The sequence below is a fragment of the Colwellia demingiae genome (assembly GCF_007954275.1).
Taxonomy (GTDB): Bacteria; Pseudomonadota; Gammaproteobacteria; order Enterobacterales; family Alteromonadaceae; genus Colwellia; species Colwellia demingiae.
In genome coordinates this window covers 230,315-250,371 of sequence record NZ_VOLT01000005.1, presented here as the reverse complement: position 1 = coordinate 250,371, position 20,057 = coordinate 230,315, and the positions used below count along the sequence as shown (strand labels likewise).

Genomic DNA, 20,057 nt, shown 5'->3' with positions numbered 1-20,057 from the left:
AACCTATCAACATAGGCAAATTTTTACTCATTATTTGTCTATGTTGCTCATCAAATTAAATAAGGTCTCTTATGAACGAACAAGCTTTCCAAGATTGTTACCCTGAAGAATTAAGCCATTGTTATGGCTGTGGTAAAAACAATCAAGATGGTCACCAATTAAAAAGTTACTGGCAACACATTGATAAGAATGATTTGTTAGCTAGCGTCACTATTGCTCGTTTTACACCTTCTGATATTTTTACCGCGATTCCTGGTTTTGTTTATGGCGGCATGACAGCCTCATTGATTGATTGTCATGGCACGGGCAGTGCGTCAGCTATGGCCTACCTTGCACAAAATCGTGAAATGGGCAGTTCGCCTGCATTAAGATTCGTCACTGGCGCGTTGAATGTTAGTTTTTTAGCACCAACCCCACAGGGCGTTGAGTTGGAATTAATTGGTCGTTTTAGTCAAGTTAAAGATCGTAAGATTGTCGTTGATATAACGTTGTCAGCTGGTGGTGTTATTTGCTCAAAAGGGCAAGTTATCGCAGTATTGATGCCAGATACCATGTCACCTAATAAATAGAAAATACTCGCGTAATTTTTATTTTAAGGGGTATTATAAAGACATAAACTTAAGGAACTCGATTATGTTAAATAAAGAAAATACCGGCTTAATTGTTGTCGACATACAAGGGAAACTGACGCGTTTAGTTCATGAAAGTAACGCTTTGGTGTCAAATTGTGAAAAGCTTATCAAAGGTGTCCAAGCCCTTGATTTACCTATTTTATGGCTTGAACAAAATCCAGAAAAAATTGGCCCAACAGTAGATGAGTTGAGTTCGCTACTTAGTTCTCCTACAGGTCATCAAGAGCCCATTATAAAATATACCTTTGATGGTTGTGAAAACGCTCAATTTGTTGAAGCGGTTAAAGCGGCTAACGTAGATACATGGATTGTTTGTGGTATTGAAGCACATATTTGTGTTTATCAAACAGCAATAAGTCTAAAACGTATGGGATTTGAAGTGCAAATAGTTTCAGACTGTGTTTCTTCTCGTGAGCTCTATAATAAAAATTTAGCTATAAAAAAACTCGTTAACAATGGCGTTGAGTTAACAGGGTTGGAAATGTGTTTATTTGAACTGGTTAAAGATTGCCGAATACCAGTGTTTAAAGAAATACTTGTCTTAATTAAGTAGTGATATGAACGTCTAATTATATATCGATTAAAACACCGACGTCCCAAGCTTCAATATCATTGGAGCTTTTTTATACCTAAAATAATTCAAAAAACACTCAACACATACTCTCAATCGCTGCATTTTGCTATATCGACTAAGCTTAGCTATACCTCATAAAGATTCAAAAAAAATTGATAATAATGCAAGAGGGGTATAAAAAACGATGAATATTCACATGATTGTTTCTATTACATTGCTTATTTTAGCCGTTGGCGTATTTGCCATTGTTCTCGCTCGTTTCATCCGTATTCCCTACACCTTACTCTTAGTTGTACTCGGCTTTGTTCTGTCCTTATTTACAGTAGAGTTTGGTATCGATACTGGCGTGAGAGCGAGTAATTTTCAAGACTTGATGTTATTCATACTATTGCCCGTATTAATATTTGAAGCGGCTTTTGCTTTGAACAGTAAGTTATTGTTTAAATTTTTACCGAACGTACTAACGCTTGCTACCCTAGGCTTGATTATTTCTACGCTTGTTATCGCTGTTATTCTTTACTTTGGTATCGCTCATTCAGGTTTTCCTTTTATCGCAGCATTATTAACTGGCGTTGTTATTTCAGCAACAGATCCCGTTGCCGTGGTTGGTCAATTGAAAGTGTTAAAAGCGCCGGATGACCTAAACGTGTTAATCGAAGGGGAGAGCTTATTTAATGATGCAACAGCCATTGTTTTATTTAGTATTATTCTTAGTATCGCTTTAGGTCAAAGTGAGCCAGACCTAACATCTGCCATTATCACGTTTAGCAAAGTATTTTTTGGCGGCATTATTGTTGGTAGTGTGTTTGGATATATTGCGGCATTGTTAGTTAAAATAATTGATACATCTGTTCCTCATATGGTGGTTATCACACTGTTTCTTGCTTATGGAACCTTCTATATCGCGGAACATTTATTCCATGTTTCAGGTATTGTCGCAGTCATGTTTGCTGCATTACTTTTTAAAAAGTCAGCGCATGATCAGCTAAAAGATGTTCACACAGGTCTGCATAATATATGGGAATCACTTGGTTTCATTGCCAATATTTTTGTTTTTGTATTGCTAGGGTTAGTGGTCAGTCTCAATATGTTTACCCAAATGTGGCTAGCAATAATATTAGCGATAGTGGGGGCTTTTATTGCGCGCGTCACAGCCGTATATTTTTCAGTATGGCTAAATCATGTCACTGTGGGACAGCCTATTAACCCCAAATATCCACCTATCATGATTTGGGGAGGATTACGTGGAGCGGTCACCATTGCATTAGTCTTGTCGTTGCCTACCGAGTTACCTTATTGGTGGACTATTCAATCTATTGGCTTTGGTATCGTACTTTTCACTCTTATTGTTCAAGCAACAACAACTCCGTTTTTAGTTAGAAAACTCAACATTTAAATTATTCTATTTGCGCAAATACTGTCTTTATTATGCAATTGCTATTACGGTTCGAACGGTAAACGGTCTCTAAAATTTCAAAAAATATAAAATAATTATTCAGATAAAAATTGAAATTTATAAAGACATTAGCAGGTCAAATTAGGTGGTTACTTTTATAATAGGTCATAATTATTTTAAGAAAATGATGATCTTGAACTAAGATTAAAAGTGCTGTAGGCAATATTTTTATTTAAACTGAACATGATTCATATGTAACTTAGCTTAAAGCAAAATGTGGCCTGATCTATAACTAAAAAATAATGGGAGAATACAATGAATCAGAGCACTAAAACAAAACTTCAAGGTACCGCGGTAGCATTAGCGGTTGCTGGTTTAATGGGATGTACTGCAGTTGCAGGCGACTCAAGTACTAAAACAGCTAAAACTAGCGCAACCAATACGGTTGAAATGGCGCATTGTTACGGCGTGAATAAATGTAATGGTCATAACGACTGTAAAACGGCTGAAAATGCCTGTAAAGGACAAGCGGTTTGTAAGGGACATGGTTTTGTTGCTATGTCGACTAAAACCTGTGATGACATTGGCGGTAATGTACAAGACGATTGGCGTGGCGTAGTTGATACTGCTGAGCTGACTCATTGTTACGGCGTCAATAAATGTAATGGTCACAACGACTGTAAAACTGCTGAAAATGCGTGTAAAGGTCAAGCAGCATGTAAAGGCCATGGTTTTGTCGCGTTATCAGCACAAACTTGTGATGATGTAGGCGGCACTGTTGGTTCATAACTTGATAAAAAATCAAGCTAGCGCTAGAGAGTACTCACTCTCTAGCGCTGTTGAAGGTATCGCTCCACCTGATGATTTCCTCGGTTTTGGTCTAGGGCTAAGAACAGATCATTTTCAAGATGTTTTATCAACTAAACCCAATATTGATTGGTTTGAAGTTGTTTCTGAAAATTTTATGGTTGATGGTGGTAAACCCAAACACTATTTACACGCAATTCGTGAGCTTTATCCTATGGTAATGCACGGGGTATCGTTGTCTATAGGCTCAACGGATCCGTTAAATATGCAGTATTTACGGAAGTTAAAAGTCCTGGTAAATGAGCTACAGCCACAATGGATTTCAGACCATCTTTGTTGGACTGGTGTTAATCAAACGAACAGCCATGATCTACTGCCTTTGCCTTATAACGAAGAAGCATTAAATCACGTTTGTGACCGTGTTGATCAAGTTCAAAATTTTTTAGGTCGTCCTATCCTATTAGAAAACCTATCTAGCTACATTACTTATAAAGAATCTGAAATGAGTGAATGGGATTTTTTCAATAATGTTGCTCGTCGGTCTGGTTGTAATATATTGTTAGATATTAATAATATTTATGTCAGTGCGCGAAATCATGAGTTTGATCCGCAAGATTATCTTGAAGGTATCGACAAAGACAAGGTGAAACAGTTTCATTTAGCGGGTCATACCGATTACGGAAATTACGTTATCGATACCCATGACCATCCGGTTGCTGATCCTGTTTGGGCTTTATATAAACAAGCACTACAAAGGTTTGGTTGGGTAAGCACTATGATTGAACGCGATGATAATATTCCGCCGCTGGCTGAGCTATTAGCTGAAGTTGAAACCGCACGAAATATTGCTTACGACACCTTAGGTCAACTAGAGCGAGTGAAGCAACGGGAGATAGTAACGTAAGTGGATAAATTACCGTTAGCATCATTACAGCAAAAATTAATTAATTATTTAGTGGATGACGATCCCACTGCCACGACTACTATCATGGAACAGATTAAGGACCACGGCAGTATTACCCGTGACGTTCGTCTGCATATATACAAGAACGCTTACCAAGTAAGACTGAAAGAGACCATTGAAAACGATCATGAAATGTTAGGTTTTTTTCTTGGTGATGATTTATTTGACCAAATGGTCTTAGGTTACATTAACGCTTACCCGTCTGATAATACCTCGCTTAGATATTTCGCTGATAAATTACCTTTGTTTTTGGCCAATAACGCGCCATTTAAAGATCACCCTATTATTAGCGAATTAGCCCATTTTGAACGTTTACTTATGGTGGCATTTGATGCGGCTGACGCAACGCGATTTACCCGTGACTTACTCGCAAATACACCGCCTGAACAGTGGCCAGACTTAGTTTTTCGCTTTCATCCAAGTGTTCAACTGGCGCACTTTCATTACAACAGCGTGGAAACTTGGCAAGCACTAAAACAAGAACAATCTCCTGAGCCAGCAAAAGAGCAGCACAGCGACTGGTTGCTTTGGCGAAATAACGATCGCCTGACGCAGTTTCGCTCCTTGCCAGAGCAAGAATATAACCTGATCACTATGATTTTAAATGGTGCGAGTTTTACCGCTTTATGTGATTTTTTACTCGAAGAAGTGAGTGAAGAGCAAGCAAGCCAAGTGGCCTTAAATTATCTACTTAGATGGCTAGATGATGGCATCTTAATCAAACAAGAATTTATTCAACTGTGACTGTCTGAATGAATTATTGGCTGAATGAGTGACTGAAATATTGAGTAATTAGGTGACTGAAAGATTAATTAAAGAAGTGACTATACGGATTAATAGTCACTCACTCATATAAATAATTTTTCTATTCAAAAGGGCAGAGTACTGCGATATCTGATAGCAGAAAATACCTTTATTTAAACCGATAAATACCAACAGTCCTTAGCTTATATTTTATCTTGTACTAACTTAGCGGTGTAAGCAACGAGTCTAAAATATCGTCAGTTAAACTCAATTTATTATCACTCACTTCTTCAGATAACAACGCTTTGGCTAGCTCAGCTTTGTTTTGCTGAATTTTTTGAATCTTTTCTTCTATAGAGTTTTCAATAATCAATTTGTAAACAAACACAGGTTTGTCTTGTCCAATTCGATAGGCTCTATCAGTGGCTTGATTCTCTACCGCAGGGTTCCACCAAGGATCAAAATGAATAACCGTGTCGGCTGCTGTTAAGTTCAAACCTACGCCACCAGCGCGTAAGCTAATTAAAAATACCGGCACTTCACCGCGTTGAAACTTATCAACTACCTCTTGTCTTTTAGTGGTTGAGCCCGTTAATTTAACATAACCAATACCTGCATCGATCAACTCATCCTCTATTAAAGAGAGCATGCTGGTAAACTGTGAAAAGATTAATATTTTACGGCCTTCATCAATTTGCTCAGGCAGTGTTTCCATTAAATATTCAAGCTTAGCTGATTGATTTACCTTTTTAGCGCCTTCCAGTTTCAATAACTTAGGGTGATTACATACCTGTCTTAGTTTTAATAACGCATCCAATACTTCTATCTGACTGCGTTTTAAACCTTTATCAGCAATAATATCTTTTAAGCGGCTATCCATCGCTAAGCGCACCGATTCATACAACTCAGCTTGTTTACCTTCAATACGCAAGGTTTGAATTATTTCAGTTTTTGGTGGTAACTCAGTGGCTATTTTGTCTTTGGTTCTACGTAAAATAAACGGCTTAATACGCTGATTTAATAACTGCTTACGCTCTAGCTCACCATGTTTTTCTATAGGTGTTCTAAAGAGTTTAGTAAATTGTCTTTGTCCGCCTAAAAAACCAGGCAGTAAAAAATTAAATTGTGCCCAGAATTCGCCTAAATGATTTTCCATCGGCGTACCCGTTAAGCACAATTTATGCTGCGCTTTTAGTGTCAGAAACGCTTGGTATAATTTAGTTTTGGTATTTTTTATATAATGGGCTTCATCAAGCACAAGGTAATAAAATTTTTGGTCAGTGTAATGTGCTAAATCTTTAGTAATTAACGCGTAACTGGTGATGATTATATCAACCTGATTTTCACCACCTTCGACGGCCTCAAGACAGCCAAATTGCTCATGACGTTTATTGCCGTGTAATACTTGATAAGAAAGTTGAGGGGTAAATTTATCTATTTCATTAGCCCAGTTAAAAATAACACTGGTAGGCGCAACGATTAATATCGGTTTAGTCAGTCGACCTTGCTGTTTTTCAATTAATAAGTGCGCCAAGGTTTGAATGGTTTTACCCAAACCCATGTCATCAGCCAAAATACCGTTTAATTGGTATTCGCGTAAAAACTGTAACCAGTTTAGTCCTTGGTGCTGATAAGTTCTTAACGTCGCGTTTAAACCTTCGGGTACAGGAATCGTAGTTACTTGTTGAAAGTCTTTTAGTTTATCAGCCAGCGCTCTTAACTTACTTGTGCCTTTTGCTATCATGCCTTGGTCATCTAACATTGATAACGTTTGATGCCCTTGAAAGCGCGATAGCTCTATGGTGCCATCATGGCTTAAAGCATTAGGCATAAATAGTTCAATGAACTGTTTTAATATTGGCTGCACGCTTTGATAACGTAGGGCAACAAAACCACCATTGTCTAAATCTACATAAATAGGGGAGTCAGGAGAAATAAGGTTTTCTTTTTCGCGGTCAAGCAATGCTGATCTCGGTAGCTGCTCAATAGCGCTAAGCAAAATAGGAAACGCAGGCATTTTTTTACCATCAATGGTTAAGTTTAACCCTAATGAGAAAAAGTCATGATCATCGGTTTCCATCACTTCGGCATCAAATACGCTATCAGTAGAAAGCGCTTTATAATAAAAATCATCAGCAAAAGTAATATGCCAGCCTAGATCTTCAAGTGGTGATAATTCTTGATGTAAAAAGCGTTGCCACAAGACACTGCCTTGCATCAGCATGGCAAATTCAGGAGTTTTACTTTTGTTCAAGTCGTCCTGACTAGTATAAGTATAAGTGTAACGTTTAGGTTTAGGCTGAGGGTTAAATTTCAGCGTGGTCAATTTATCAATAACCGTTTGCTCAAAGGCTAAGTCACGATAAATTTTTATCTCGCGTGGACTTTCATTTTCACGCTCAACTTCATCCTCAATATTACTATAAGCACCACGCTCAATATTCCTATCGGCATCACTCTCAGCATCAGCATCACTATCAATACTATGCTCAGTTACGTTTGATGGCGTAATCGTAACGTTTTCATCATGGGGATTAACTAAATTACCTTGATAGGAAAAATTAACCTGCACATAACCCGTTTGTCGATTAGAGGCTACTGGCGTAGTAAAGTGCAAGTGCACATCAGGCTGTGTTAATTCTTGAGAGTATTTTGTTTTAGGTTTAGGCAAACGTTTCACTGCATCGCCTAAGGACATAGATAATTTACTCATTATCCAGGGTAATTTATCTTCTTCAAAAATAGGGGAATTAAGTAAACCTGCTTCAAAATCACATTGAGTATTAGTATTAATTTTTCCAAAGCAATTTTTTTGTTCATCATAAAAACACAGTGGCTGTGCTTTGATAATACGAATACTTTCTGATGGCTGCATTAAAACAAGCTTTAACGTATGTAAACTGTTGCCCAACGCTAACCACTGCCATTCTGCTTCTAGTGGCTCACTTAACGTCACCGGCTCGCTTAAGTCGTACGTTGTATGCCAAAAGCTACGATTAGTTTTTATAATGCGTTCAAATAAATCAAAATACTTAATGGTATCGCCATACTGGTTAGTACGCATAAGCTCGGTAAGTACAGCAACATCCTCGTCATTCGCATAGGCACTATTAATCAACGAACTGGCAGAATATTCACTGCCAATAGAACTATTCCAACCGCCACTATTTTTTGGTCGAGCGGACTTAATACCTAAGGTTAAAAAATCGTCTTCGTTATATGGGTTGGGCTTTAAAAAGTATAATAATGATTTTTGTTGGGTATTGGGCTGGTATCTAGTTGGCTGAGCTTGAAAACGGTTAAGCCATTTATCTATTATTGTTTCTGAGGTAGCGATGCTGTTTCGGTCAAAATGTTCGTGAATATAACAATGCGCCAACGCTGAACCGTGCTTACAATCGCGACCGACATAACAATCACAATAACTGGCAATATCACCAAACTTACCATCAAAGACTAAACGCGTTAAATAACTTGATTCGCGCGATCGCTCACTAAAAACTACACCGCGTATTACTTCACCGTCAAGGGCGCAGGTTTTAACGCCATTTCCCTGAAAAATTCTCGCGCCTTTTTTCCATTCATTTTTGGTAAAGTGTTGTTCAAGTAATTCAGGTGTAAAAATGTTTTTGGCCATAGGTATTTAATTATTAAGAATTCAAATCGATCGGTAAGTTGAAAAGTTGGGTCGTTATCTTTTATCAATAAGATGAAAAATATCAATAAAATGATAAATATCAATTACAGCAATAGAACCTTCAGGGTTAACTGCTAATAGCGGGCCACTCATTATGTAACCTCGATAGTACCATATAGACAGCTTATTCATAAGTACGGTAACTGTATTTCAATCAAACATGTTCAATGATTTTATTTAAGCATGAACATTACGTTACTCACCCCATTGACGTAATGACCTGCTACGCCTGTCACAGCTCTTTTTTGCTTCAGAAAAAGTACCTTTGTTATTTAAGTAAATTAACAAGGGACAACCTAGTTAATTTTCTAAATAAACAGTAAAATCAATAAACAGTAAGGTCTAAGCAAGGAACAGTATGTGATTTCAAAAAAAGTAAGAGAGCTATTTGTCTCATTAATGGAAGCTGCAGATGATGCGCCTGTTTCCTATGATGTTGAAACTGAGCAATACAGTGGCTATTTCAATAATGCAGTCGTTGATAAGTATATTGACCTAGGTGCATTAGAATTGGTTGAAGGAGGAAGTGGTTCAACAACTATCCTTATTAACAACAGAGATGACTTTTTAAGCTCATTTGCTGCAGGAATAAGAGAAGCTAAAAATGGTAGTGATCAATCTTATGCAGACTACAACGCTAACCCTTTTGCCTTTTCGGTGGGTTATGAGCACTTTCATCAAATATCGAAGAAAAAACGTCAGTTAGATGGTTATGTCTGTCATGGTTTTGAAAATGATGATACCGGTTTAATACACCAACAATAATGCCATACTTTGCTGTTCAAAATAATGAGGGCACCCACCGTTATTCAGGTGAATTGACAATGTTCCTAGTTAATTTTCTTGGAACATAGCACCAATTCAAATGCGATATCTACTTGGCTTCATTGAACTAAAAAAAATTACCACTGAGTTTGAGCGATTTCACTAACTGACAAGGGCATAAATACGCTAAAATAACCGGCTATTAATTACCCTTTGAGCCCTTTACATTAATGACCACAGTTACAACGCCTACCACCTTTACAGAACTTGGCCTTATTACCCCCTTATTAGCGCGATTAGCTGAGCTGGAATATCATCAGCCAACGCCTATTCAAGCGCAAGCTATCCCAAGTGTATTAGCGGGACGTGACTTAATTGCTGGGGCAAATACCGGATCGGGTAAAACAGCCACCTTTGCACTGCCTATGTTGCAGAAATTACGCGCTGACATTTCAGCGGGCAGCAAAAACAGTAAAGGTAACTTTGTTACCGGACTGATTTTAGTACCTACCCGTGAACTCGCCAAGCAAGTTGCTGACAGTATTAAATCTTATGCAGTACACTTTAACGGTGAAATTAAAACCGTTGCTGTTTTTGGTGGTGTATCAGTTAATATTCAAATGCTAGCATTGCGTGGTGGTACTGATATTTTGGTGGCAACGCCGGGTCGATTACTCGATTTAATTTCAAGTAATGCTATCAAGCTTGATAAGGTTAAAACCTTAGTACTTGATGAAGCCGACCGCATGTTAAGTCTAGGTTTTACTGAAGAGCTAACGGCGCTGTTAGCGTTAACACCAAAGAAAAAACAAACTTTATTATTTTCAGCGACCTTTCCTGAACAAGTAAAAACGCTAACCCAAGAGCTGCTTAACAACCCGATTGAAATACAGTTGCAAAGTGCGGATGCCAGCACGTTAGTACAACGTGTTTTCACCGTGAACAAGGGCGAGAAAACAGCGGTGTTAGCGCATTTAATTCATCAAGAGCAATGGCGACAAGCGCTTATTTTCGTTAATGCCAAACACCACTGTGAACACTTAGCTGAAAAATTGGCTAAACGTGGCATTACTGCCGCAGTGTTTCATGGCGATAAAGGTCAAAGCGAACGTAGCCGTGTGCTTGATGGCTTTAAAGCTGGCGATATTGAAGTATTAATTGCAACAGATATTGCTGCCCGTGGTTTAGACATCGAAAAACTACCTGTGGTAATCAACTTTAACTTACCAAGAAGTCCATCAGATTACATGCACCGTATTGGTCGAAGTGGCCGTGCTGGCGAAGTAGGTTTAGCGATATCACTTATCGATCATGAAGATTATCATCACTTTACCGTGATCGAAAAGAAGAATAAATTCAGACTTGAACGTGAGCAAGTTGAAGGTTTTGAAGCCGAAGAAGTTACCGGTGATTCAATTCTAGCGGTAGAGAAACCGATGGCAGCGCCTGAAGGCACAGGTAAGAAAAAGCGCAAAAAGAAAAACACCATAAATGCTGATATCTGGTCAGGATATTCTAAGCCAGAATAATACTGTTTATACACAAGTAATTTGAAGATGCATGATTCAACTTACTTGGGTATAAGTCCTTGTTTGCTTCGAATCAAGGAGAGTTGAGATGATATTTATCCATATTTTCTCTGCATTTCCTTGATGAAGTCATCGAGTTCTTCACCGTCCACCACAGGAAAAAATCGTGGTGTGAGGCTAATCAATACTATCCTATCGATACGAAAATTCCGAAAGTCATTCCTAAGTTCACACCAGGTTAATAGTGTCCAACAGCCTCTCCATAAATGGATAGCGAGTGGGCGTACTTCTCTACTGGTTTGTGCGTGTTTAGCGTCTTCATAATCCATTTGAAGGTATTGTCTATCCGTGGCCGCTTTACGTAAAAGGTCTAGATGTTGAAATTCATTTGATTTGGCATGAAACTTAGGTGCAAACATTAATGAGTTAAAGGTTTGCAGTCTTTCAGGTAATACCGCAGATATTTTAATCATTGCTTGTTTTGCTGCACTGGCGAGTTCGCTGCCTCCCCAAGCTTCTACCATTCTCATGCCTACTTGAATCGCTTCAAGTTCTGACTCGTTAAACATAAGTGGCGGTACGTCTACTTCACGACGTAATAAGTACCCTACACCGGCTTCACCTTCTACAGGAATACCATTAGCAATAAGATCTTGAATATCTCGATAAATAGTTCTTGTAGACACCTCGAGTACTTCAGCTAATAAACTCGCGGTAGTTAAACGGCGATTCTTTAACAACTGAATAATTTGAAAAAGTCTGTCTGCACGACGCATTATTATCCCATTACTTCAATTGGTATAAGTCATAAACCCAGCATTGAACTGGGCTTATCCCCAAGCTACCTGAAACACGCATCTTCAAGTGATTTGGGTATATGTATTATTTTTATATACAGGTAAGAGTGTATTTTAGTTATACCAGTTTCATTAAGTTTGTGATCTTGTTGTTGAGTCAGACATCTTGATGAACCCTCAATATAAGTAAATAAATATATAATTACAGACTTTGAGACCACAACCCAACTTTATTTCCTTCGCTATCTACAAAAATAGCAATGTAACCACATTCGCCATCTTTAATAGGCATCGGTGGTAATAAAATTTCAACACCTGCTGCTTTAATCTCATTCACTTTGTCATTTAACGTCAAACTAAGATGTAAATATACGGTACTGCCATCTCGGCTTGGCACCATCATATCGTGTTTTAACAGGGCAAAACTTGGGTCACCTACATTGGCCGTTTCAGCAATAGACATTTCCATGTCATTCATTACTTCCTGCTTAAATGTTACCGCAAAATGCGTTTGATAAAAGGCAACTGCTCGGTTCATATCAGTAACAGATATCTCGGCCCAGACTAATGGTGCATGTTCTAACATATTGTATTCCTTTAATTCGTAATCGGGTTGATTGCGATAAAAGAACAATAGCACTGTGCTACTGACAGCATGGTGTCAGTAGTCATTATGTTTTTATTGAAAAGGTAAACTTAAGGGGATGTACTTGTTCTATTTGAAAGTGCTCATTTCAGGACATTTGAGTAATGGCTACAAGCGCTTATCATTACTTGACAGTGATAGAAAAGAAGAACGAAATTAGGCTTGAACGTTATAAAACTTAAGGGTTGGCTGCGTTAATAAGGTTTAATCCAACCACAAAGCGAAATCAACTTAGCGCGTTTGTTCAACCCACTGTTTAGGTGATATCCCCAGTTTTTTTCTAAATACTCGTGCGAGTGCCGATCCGTTTTCATAACCAACGGCATTGGCAACTAATGCCACAGGCTTATTTTTCTTTAATAAACCTTTAGCCACAATGATACGCCAATCAATTAAATAATCTCCAGGGCTTTGACCAACGGTACGTTTAAATATATCTGCAAATTTTGATCGTGACATTATGGCAAGTTCAGCCATTTCTTCTAATCCCCACTGTTTCTCTGGTGCTTCATGAATAGCGAGTAAAACAATAGATACTTGAGGATGAGCTAAACCAGCGAGTAAACCATGCTGCATAATATTGTTATCCAGTACATGACGAAGTACATGAATAAGAAACATATTGGTTAACGAATTAATCATGGGTAGCTTTCCACATCGTTCGTTAAAGGCTTCTTCGAATAACCAGTCTGCAGTTTGTTTCAACCTTTCATCGTCGCTAAGTTTAAAGGACATCATCGGAGGCAGAGCATTAGCAATTGGATTAGAGGAACTTTCGTTATAAATGATGTTGGCGCAAACCAATTCAGGGGGATTTTCCTCATTACCAATAATACGATGCGCATGAGGTGTTGGAAAAAATAACACGGTCGGTTCACTAACCATCCGAGATTTACCCTCTTCATCAATCAGCGTTAACTCTCCACTGAGAAGTAAGTGCAAGTGTCCTCGATTTGGCTCTTTATTAAAATTGCTAATACCACACAAGTTTCCGGTAAAGAAAACCTCTGTATTCATCGAAAAGCGTTGCAAGATGGCTGAAAGTTTATCCATTTTATCTCTCTTTATGACTATTCTGGACGATTGGGTTCAAAGTTAGGACTATGTCATTCCTTTTAGGTAATTGAAAGACCTATATTATCAACCAAGGAAAACATCCTTATTAATTAAATATTGGAGCAAAAAATGAAACTTTCAACAATGATAAAATCTACTTTCGCAACTTCTGCCTTATTAGTTAGCAGCTTAAGTTTTGCGGCGAACATTGAAGTAAATGCAAATGGCAATGATTTAGCCATTAAAGGCTATGACACCGTATCTTACTTTACAAAAGGCGAACCAACGAAAGGTTCTGATAAATTTACAGCAGCTTACAACGGCGCTATTTATCAGTTTTCAACGGCTAATAATCGTGACCTTTTTCAATCTGAGCCAAGTAAATACGCACCACAGTATGGTGGTTTCTGTGCCTTTGGCGTAACGATGAATAAGAAATTCGATACTGACCCTACTGCTTGGCATATCCGTGGCGACAAATTATACCTAAACCTAAATAAAGACGTACAAAAGAAATGGGTAACTGACATTCCAGGTTACATCGAAACAGCTCAAATTAATTGGGTTGATATTAAAGGGTTAACCGAAGAGCAAATTGAAAAAGTTTACGATTAATATCCACTTAAATAAGGTTTTATTATGAAACAACTAACATCAGCAGACTCAATAGATGATCTATTATCTCAGCATCAATATTCACTGTTATATTTTACTGCTTCGTGGTGTGGGCCTTGTAAATCAATGTCACCCATAGTTGAAGACGTTTCTGGGCTGATGAATGGTCGATTTAACACGATTAAAATTGATATTGATAATATGGCAAATGTTGCTGCAGATTATGGTATACGCAGTGTACCAACGCTGATGTTAGTGAAAAATAATGAAATTATTGATCAGCGTGTTGGTGGGTTGCCACCACAACAAATGATGCAATGGTTAGATAAACTTGCCTAATTCTCATTTTATACAATGCGGCACTGAATAATAAACTATTAATCAGTGCAACATTAACCATCACTTAATTTTTACTTTTAAAGATAAATAACTATGCATACCTTAAAAAATTTATTGTTATCACTTAGCCACTTTTACCGTAATGTCGCAGGTAAAATAAGTCTGTTAGAGCCTGTTGCATTATTAGCTGCACGTTTTTATGTAGGTTGGGCATTTTTCTCATCAGGATTGACTAAATTAAGAGACTGGGAAAGTACGTTATTGTTATTTGAATATGAATATCAAGTACCTGTATTGCCGTTTGAGTTAGCTGCTTATTTAGGAACAGCTGCAGAAATTGTGTTGCCATTGTTATTGATGGCAGGCTTAGCAAGTCGTTTTTCAGCCTTAGGTTTATTCTTTGTTAATATTGTTGCCGTGATAAGTTTAGAGGAAATTGCCCCTGTAGCTTATGCCGAACATGTCTTATGGGGCGTTTTATTAGCACAAGTTGTCATTTTTAATGGCGGACGTTTAGCGCTAGACCGTCTGGTTGAAATACAGCTCTTTAACGCCAAAAATTAACACTTTTTATAGTTAATTTATATGTCTTTGTATAAGCAAGGTTAATAGTAAACTGAGGAATTAATTAATGAGAACTAAAGTTGAGTTTCCTAGCCAAGATCAATATCTAGCGGGTTTGTTAGAAACGCCAGAACAAGAAATACGAGCCTATGTTTTGTTTGCTCATTGCTTTACCTGTGGTAAAGATGTGGCTGCAGCATCAAGAATTAGTCGATTTTTGGTGAAACATGGTTTTGCTGTGTTTCGATTTGACTTCACTGGCTTAGGGAATAGTGACGGTGATTTCGCTAATACTAATTTCTCATCTAATACTGAAGATTTACTATCAGCTGCATATTTTCTTGAACAGAATTATGAGGCCCCTCAACTTTTAATAGGTCACAGTCTTGGCGGCGCAGCTGTTTTAGCTATGGCTTCACAACTTCCTAAAGTCAAAGGTGTAGTGACCATTGGTGCCCCGTATGAAGCAAGTCATGTCATACATAACTTTGATGCACACCTGGAAAAAATAGAGCAAAGTGGCTCGGCGAAAGTTAGTTTAGGCTCACGTGAATTTACCATTAAGAAACAGTTTTTGGATGATTTACGTAATCAAACGACAGAACATATACAGCATATTAATAAAGCTTTATTGGTATTACATTCACCGATAGATTTAACCGTAGATATTTCCGATGCAGAGAAAATTTACAAGGCTGCAAAACACCCTAAAAGTTTCGTTAGCCTAGACACCGCGGATCACCTTTTATCAAAAGCAATCGATAGTGAATATGTCGCTCAAACAATTTCAGGGTGGGCGAGTCGTTATATTCCATCGCCTTAAATCCTCTCTGAGCTAGCTATTTTAACCAAAGACATTAGCTTGTTAAGTTGTTTATCTACCTCTGCTTGAGAGTCTGTGTCATGACTCTCAGTTATCATAAAACCTGTGTTTACTCTAAAGTAGTCTTGATACAAATCACGGGTACTAAACTGCTCACCAATGCGAATATCAATACTATATTCATGCGCTTGCTCAAGCAGTTTACGGCCATTTAAATTAGGTACTTGAATCCATAAAACAAAACCACCGGAAGGATCACTGATTTTACTGGCAGCAGGTAAGTTTTGTGTTAAGTAACGCTGATAACTCAATGTGCGCTGTTGTATCGCGACACGCAATTTTTTTAGATGTTTTGCATAATCACCATTACTTATAAAATCAGCTAGACCAAGTTGCACCGGAGAAGAAACTCCTTGATTACAATACTTACGCTTTTGTAAATATTGCGCTATATAACGACCCGGCCAGCACCAGCCTAGTCGATAGCCTGCGGCAATGGTTTTTGATACTGAACCACACCATAAAATATAGCCCTGTTTATCCCAATGTTTGGCAGGTAAGGGCATGACTTTACCGTGCGCTAATTCAATATAAACATCATCTTCTATAATCGGAATTTTGTAGGTTTGCGCAAGGTTAACCAAGTGCTGCTTCTGTAATGCGGTCATAGAAATACCTTGAGGATTCATATGCGAAGTACAAAACAAGCCCGCTTTAATCTGATTACTTTTCATGTGTTGTTCAAGTTGGACAAGGTCAATGCCTTGCTCAGTTGACGGAATTTCGACAACTTTGCGGCCAAGTGCCGCTAACATGTCTAATAAACCATTAAAACAAGGTGAACTTATAGCGACAGCATCACCAATGTCAGTGCATATTTCTATTGCCGTTTGAATTGAATCCATACAGCCATTTGTGATTAAAAACTCATCGCTGGGTATATGAAAGTCATAACTTTTAAAGTGGCTACTCAGTGTATCTCTCAGTATTTTTTCTCCCTGAATGTCGGGATAAAAACTAATATTACTGCCTTGTCTTTTTAGTGCCCGACGAAAACTATTTTGTAACTTATCTAGCGGGATAAAATCGCTAGAAATACGAGCAACGCCCAACGGACCCACATTTTCTTTATTAATGGGGTGATAAATCGAATGTTCGCTAGCAGCATCGTGTGGGCTATTTTCTGCGCAAGCAGATGAATCGTTATGCTGATAAGAAGGCTTAACAACAGGAAGTTTTGGATCCGTCATAATACTTTTAAACGCAACGAGTTCAGGTTTTTCATTCGCCATTCGTTGCCCACAAACAAAATACCCTGATTGTGGCCTAGCAATTATCCAACCTAAGGACTCAAGATGCTGGTAACAGTTTAGCGCCGTGGTCATACTTATTGAGTGCTGTTGCCTAAAGTTTCTTAACGATGGCATGCGGCTATTTTTCACCAGTTTTCCACTGCTGATATCTGCAATACACATTTCAGCAAGATCAATATATCTCATCTACTTGTTTACCTTTTTAATATTATTTCTAATGCTTCGGCAGTAAAATACAGTAACCATATAACAAAGTCAGAACAAACTGTACTCTTTTTAATTTCATAAATTGTATCTGTTATCTTTTTTGTTTTCGTCAATAATAGCTGCACTTATAAGAAAACGATTTATCCACTTGCCATTGAACTTGGCATTAAATCTGGCATTAAAAAGGACGGACAATGAACAATAGAGATCTACTACTCGGCATTTTTGTAATGATAATTTGGGGACTTAACTTTTCAGTGATCAAACTTGGCGTCAGTGAAATAGACCCTTTGTTACTAACCGCATTACGTTTTAGTTTTGCCGTCCTTCCTGCGGTATTTTTTGTTAAACGACCACAGGTAAAATGGCGATATTTAGTGGCTTATGGACTCGTTTTTGCCATTGGTGTTTGGGGTATGGGTAGTTGGTCAATTCAGGCGGGGCTCTCTGCGGGTATGGCTTCTGTGCTATTACAAATGAATGTCGTTATCAGTTTGTTAGTGGGCTACTTCTTGCTTAAAGAAACCGTTGCTCCTATCAAAGTGATTGGTAGCATTGTCGCCATTCTAGGCTTGGCTTTAAGCGTATCGGTAACCGATGGTTCAGTGACAGGGTTAGGCTTATTGTTTATTTTAATCGCCGCTTTATCATGGAGTATTACCAGTATTCTTGTTAAAAAAGCAGGCACCAAAGAGGTTTTTGCGTTTAGTATCTGGGGCATGTTGTTTGCGCCTTTACCTTTATTTTCGCTCGCTTTATTACACGGTGGGTCTGAACAATTACTGACATTAAATTCACTCGCTAATGGCTCTGTTATTTTCTCTGTGTTATTTCAAGCTTATCCGGTAACGCTATTTGGCTATTGGGTCTGGAATCGCTTATTAGTGAAATACCCATTAAGCACCGTTGCGCCGTTAACCTTTTTAGTGCCTATTTTTGGTTTATTGGGTAGTGCCATTTTTTACCAAGAGCAAATAGGGCTGGTGAAAGCACTCGCTTGTTTATTAATTATTACGGGACTAATTATTGGCTTACTAAAAACAGAAAAGCTGAAAACATACTTAATGAATCAACAATTAAAAAAGCAACAAACACGATAAATTGTATTGAGAAAAAGCGAACAAGCGCAATAATAGGGCATGAGTAGCTTAGCTGTAGGTAATAATTAACGTGCACATGGCTATGGGTCGTCATCCCCGTGGTGTATTAATCGGGGATCCAGTTTTTAAAAAGTAATGGGGATATAGGGCAAGTTGTCGTTTCAAAAATAACAACAGATGGTAGAATAGATATTTGATTTACCTGTATTAAATTACCCTGATATTTATTTACCTAAAGTTGAAAAGTTCTTATGTTTGCCAATATACCTCACCCTGCTGCTGACGAAATTATCGACTTGATGGCACGTTCATCTAAAGATGAAAGACCTTGTAAAGTTGATTTAACCGTAGGTGTTTATAAAGATAGCAATGACAATACCTTGTTAATGAAAGCGGTGAAAGAAGCTGACCAACTGCTCGCCAATGCAGGACGAAATAAAAGTTATGTCGGCTCAAAAGGTGATCTAGAGTACGTTCAGTTACTACAAGATCTGGTGTTTGCAAACCAAAGCGTTAATGGCTATGTCAGTGGCATCCAAACAGCAGGCGGCAGTGGCGGTTTACGCGCCATATTAGATTTAATTAAAATCGCAAACCCTGATGCTAAAATTTGGGTAAGTGATCCAACGTATGCCAATCATATTCCAACCATTATCGCCGCCGGTTTGGCTTATGAGGAATATCCTTTTATTGACCATAAAACCATGACGCTTGATGAACAGGGCATGTTCAATACACTAGAGCAATTAGGCGAAAATGACGTGGTGTTACTTCACGGCTCTTGTCATAACCCGTCAGGATTACGTTTAACATCGCAACACTGGCAGCAAATTGCCCAGCTATCAAAATCAACTCACTTCTTGCCCTTAATCGACACGGCTTATCAAGGCTTTGCCGATGGATTAAATGAAGATGCTGCGGGTTTACTTACTATCGCCAATACGGTTGAACGCTTAGCTCTTTGCGTAAGTTGTTCAAAAAACTTCGGTGTATACAGTGATAGAGTAGGCGCGGCTTATATTCTAAGTCCAGCACAAGAAGAAGCAGATAAAGCACAATCTCAACTCGCCATTATGAGTAAAACCACTTATTGGGTGCCACCGTCTAATGGCGCTGAAATTGTCAAAACCATTTTGAAAACGCCTGAGTTGAGAAAAATGTGGTCAGATGAACTGGCACAGATAAATGTTAAAATTAAAGGCATAAGAAAAAAACTTTGCGCTGCCTTTCGCCAACACTCAGGCGATAACTATTTTGACTATATTTTATCTCAAGAGGGCATGTTTGCCATGTTGCCTGCAACAGAAGAGCAAATGGAAAGTTTGCGGGTTGACTATGCGGTATATGGCTTGAATAACGGACGAATTAATCTTGCCTCAATTCCTGAACAAGATATTGATTATCTTGTAACGAGTGTTTTAGCGGTAACGCGAGCAGTTGAATAACTTAAGTCACTCAACGGTGATGTGCAATATTTTATAAGCGCAAT

General features: G+C 38.2%; 18 protein-coding genes and 1 pseudogene. 14 read left to right on the top strand and 5 right to left on the bottom strand.

Features of this window, described 5'->3' with window-relative positions; all coding sequences use genetic code 11:
* The first annotated feature begins 71 nt into the window (after positions 1-71).
* From ESZ36_RS11650 to ESZ36_RS11625, 6 genes are all read left to right on the top strand, one after another.
* Positions 72-569, top strand: a complete 498-nt coding sequence (locus tag ESZ36_RS11650) for a PaaI family thioesterase (protein ID WP_146787937.1) — start codon at positions 72-74, stop codon at positions 567-569.
* Between the two features lie 64 nt (positions 570-633).
* Positions 634-1,185 carry an isochorismatase family protein gene (locus ESZ36_RS11645; protein WP_146787934.1) on the top strand — a complete coding sequence of 184 codons (552 nt, stop codon included), beginning with the start codon at positions 634-636 and terminating at the stop codon, positions 1,183-1,185.
* 205 nt (positions 1,186-1,390) lie between these two features.
* Positions 1,391-2,602 carry a cation:proton antiporter gene (locus ESZ36_RS11640; protein WP_246129076.1) on the top strand — a complete coding sequence of 404 codons (1,212 nt, stop codon included), beginning with the start codon at positions 1,391-1,393 and terminating at the stop codon, positions 2,600-2,602.
* Between the two features lie 315 nt (positions 2,603-2,917).
* Entirely contained in the window at positions 2,918-3,391 is a 474-nt protein-coding gene (gene bufA2 / locus ESZ36_RS11635) for a BufA2 family periplasmic bufferin-type metallophore (protein ID WP_146787931.1), read from the top strand.
* Positions 3,392-3,449: 58 nt separating this feature from the next.
* A complete protein-coding gene (gene bufB / locus ESZ36_RS11630; RefSeq protein WP_146788429.1) occupies positions 3,450-4,313 on the top strand; it encodes an MNIO family bufferin maturase in 864 nt (287 codons plus the stop codon).
* Positions 4,314-5,117, top strand: a complete 804-nt coding sequence (locus ESZ36_RS11625) for an HvfC/BufC family peptide modification chaperone (protein WP_146787929.1) — start codon at positions 4,314-4,316, stop codon at positions 5,115-5,117.
* 220 nt (positions 5,118-5,337) lie between these two features.
* Here the strand turns inward: ESZ36_RS11625 and ESZ36_RS11620 are convergent, their stop codons facing one another.
* Entirely contained in the window at positions 5,338-8,754 is a 3,417-nt protein-coding gene (locus ESZ36_RS11620; protein WP_146787926.1) for a DEAD/DEAH box helicase, read from the bottom strand.
* A gap of 420 nt (positions 8,755-9,174) precedes the next feature.
* Here ESZ36_RS11620 and ESZ36_RS11615 point away from each other — a divergent pair, with 420 nt between their 5' ends.
* Positions 9,175-9,579 (top strand): hypothetical protein, encoded by a 405-nt coding sequence (locus ESZ36_RS11615; RefSeq protein WP_146787923.1) that lies wholly within the window; start codon positions 9,175-9,177, stop codon positions 9,577-9,579.
* A gap of 230 nt (positions 9,580-9,809) precedes the next feature.
* Positions 9,810-11,108: a DEAD/DEAH box helicase gene (locus ESZ36_RS11610; protein ID WP_146787920.1), complete on the top strand. Its 1,299-nt coding sequence runs from the start codon at positions 9,810-9,812 to the stop codon at positions 11,106-11,108.
* Positions 11,109-11,203: 95 nt separating this feature from the next.
* Here ESZ36_RS11610 and ESZ36_RS11605 read toward each other — a convergent pair whose 3' ends face one another.
* The 3 genes from ESZ36_RS11605 to ESZ36_RS11595 all read right to left on the bottom strand — a co-directional run bounded on the left by ESZ36_RS11605 (position 11,204) and on the right by ESZ36_RS11595 (position 13,604).
* Positions 11,204-11,884 (bottom strand): helix-turn-helix transcriptional regulator, encoded by a 681-nt coding sequence (locus tag ESZ36_RS11605; RefSeq protein ID WP_146787917.1) that lies wholly within the window; start codon positions 11,882-11,884, stop codon positions 11,204-11,206.
* A 223-nt stretch (positions 11,885-12,107) separates the two neighbouring features.
* Positions 12,108-12,491 carry a VOC family protein gene (locus ESZ36_RS11600; protein ID WP_146787914.1) on the bottom strand — a complete coding sequence of 128 codons (384 nt, stop codon included), beginning with the start codon at positions 12,489-12,491 and terminating at the stop codon, positions 12,108-12,110.
* 291 nt (positions 12,492-12,782) lie between these two features.
* A complete protein-coding gene (locus tag ESZ36_RS11595; protein WP_146787911.1) occupies positions 12,783-13,604 on the bottom strand; it encodes an AraC family transcriptional regulator in 822 nt (273 codons plus the stop codon).
* Between the two features lie 132 nt (positions 13,605-13,736).
* Between ESZ36_RS11595 and ESZ36_RS11590 the strand changes: the two genes are divergently transcribed.
* From ESZ36_RS11590 to ESZ36_RS11575, 4 genes and pseudogenes are all read left to right on the top strand, one after another.
* A complete protein-coding gene (locus ESZ36_RS11590; RefSeq protein ID WP_146787908.1) occupies positions 13,737-14,222 on the top strand; it encodes a YHS domain-containing (seleno)protein in 486 nt (161 codons plus the stop codon).
* A 24-nt stretch (positions 14,223-14,246) separates the two neighbouring features.
* On the top strand, positions 14,247-14,561 hold the full coding sequence (locus ESZ36_RS11585) for a thioredoxin family protein (RefSeq protein ID WP_011044157.1): 315 nt from the start codon (positions 14,247-14,249) through the stop codon (positions 14,559-14,561).
* Positions 14,562-14,654: 93 nt separating this feature from the next.
* Positions 14,655-15,125, top strand: a complete 471-nt coding sequence (locus tag ESZ36_RS11580; protein ID WP_011044156.1) for a DoxX family protein — start codon at positions 14,655-14,657, stop codon at positions 15,123-15,125.
* Between the two features lie 67 nt (positions 15,126-15,192).
* Positions 15,193-15,936, top strand: a pseudogene (locus ESZ36_RS11575) (alpha/beta hydrolase family protein); the annotation flags it as partial.
* A gap of 8 nt (positions 15,937-15,944) precedes the next feature.
* Here the strand turns inward: ESZ36_RS11575 and ESZ36_RS11570 are convergent.
* Complete coding sequence (locus ESZ36_RS11570; RefSeq protein ID WP_146787902.1) at positions 15,945-17,447, bottom strand: aminotransferase-like domain-containing protein; 1,503 nt, start codon at positions 17,445-17,447, stop codon at positions 15,945-15,947.
* Positions 17,448-17,662: 215 nt separating this feature from the next.
* On the opposite strand from ESZ36_RS11570, the gene ESZ36_RS11565 reads away from it, so the two are divergent.
* Both ESZ36_RS11565 and ESZ36_RS11560 read left to right on the top strand, forming a co-directional pair.
* Positions 17,663-18,568: an EamA family transporter gene (locus ESZ36_RS11565; RefSeq protein ID WP_146787898.1), complete on the top strand. Its 906-nt coding sequence runs from the start codon at positions 17,663-17,665 to the stop codon at positions 18,566-18,568.
* A gap of 251 nt (positions 18,569-18,819) precedes the next feature.
* Positions 18,820-20,013: an amino acid aminotransferase gene (locus tag ESZ36_RS11560; protein WP_146787896.1), complete on the top strand. Its 1,194-nt coding sequence runs from the start codon at positions 18,820-18,822 to the stop codon at positions 20,011-20,013.
* Positions 20,014-20,057: the final 44 nt, after the last annotated feature.

Coding starts and splice junctions, on each gene's coding strand:
- ESZ36_RS11650 (WP_146787937.1), top strand. CDS start 72: ATGAACGAACAAGCTTTCCAAGATTGTTACCCTGAAGAATTAAGCCAT.
- ESZ36_RS11645 (WP_146787934.1), top strand. CDS start 634: ATGTTAAATAAAGAAAATACCGGCTTAATTGTTGTCGACATACAAGGG.
- ESZ36_RS11640 (WP_246129076.1), top strand. CDS start 1,391: ATGAATATTCACATGATTGTTTCTATTACATTGCTTATTTTAGCCGTT.
- bufA2 (WP_146787931.1), top strand. CDS start 2,918: ATGAATCAGAGCACTAAAACAAAACTTCAAGGTACCGCGGTAGCATTA.
- ESZ36_RS11620 (WP_146787926.1), bottom strand. CDS start 8,754: ATGGCCAAAAACATTTTTACACCTGAATTACTTGAACAACACTTTACC.
- ESZ36_RS11610 (WP_146787920.1), top strand. CDS start 9,810: ATGACCACAGTTACAACGCCTACCACCTTTACAGAACTTGGCCTTATT.
- ESZ36_RS11605 (WP_146787917.1), bottom strand. CDS start 11,884: ATGCGTCGTGCAGACAGACTTTTTCAAATTATTCAGTTGTTAAAGAAT.
- ESZ36_RS11600 (WP_146787914.1), bottom strand. CDS start 12,491: ATGTTAGAACATGCACCATTAGTCTGGGCCGAGATATCTGTTACTGAT.
- ESZ36_RS11595 (WP_146787911.1), bottom strand. CDS start 13,604: ATGGATAAACTTTCAGCCATCTTGCAACGCTTTTCGATGAATACAGAG.
- ESZ36_RS11590 (WP_146787908.1), top strand. CDS start 13,737: ATGAAACTTTCAACAATGATAAAATCTACTTTCGCAACTTCTGCCTTA.
- ESZ36_RS11585 (WP_011044157.1), top strand. CDS start 14,247: ATGAAACAACTAACATCAGCAGACTCAATAGATGATCTATTATCTCAG.
- ESZ36_RS11580 (WP_011044156.1), top strand. CDS start 14,655: ATGCATACCTTAAAAAATTTATTGTTATCACTTAGCCACTTTTACCGT.
- ESZ36_RS11570 (WP_146787902.1), bottom strand. CDS start 17,447: ATGAGATATATTGATCTTGCTGAAATGTGTATTGCAGATATCAGCAGT.
- ESZ36_RS11565 (WP_146787898.1), top strand. CDS start 17,663: ATGAACAATAGAGATCTACTACTCGGCATTTTTGTAATGATAATTTGG.
- ESZ36_RS11560 (WP_146787896.1), top strand. CDS start 18,820: ATGTTTGCCAATATACCTCACCCTGCTGCTGACGAAATTATCGACTTG.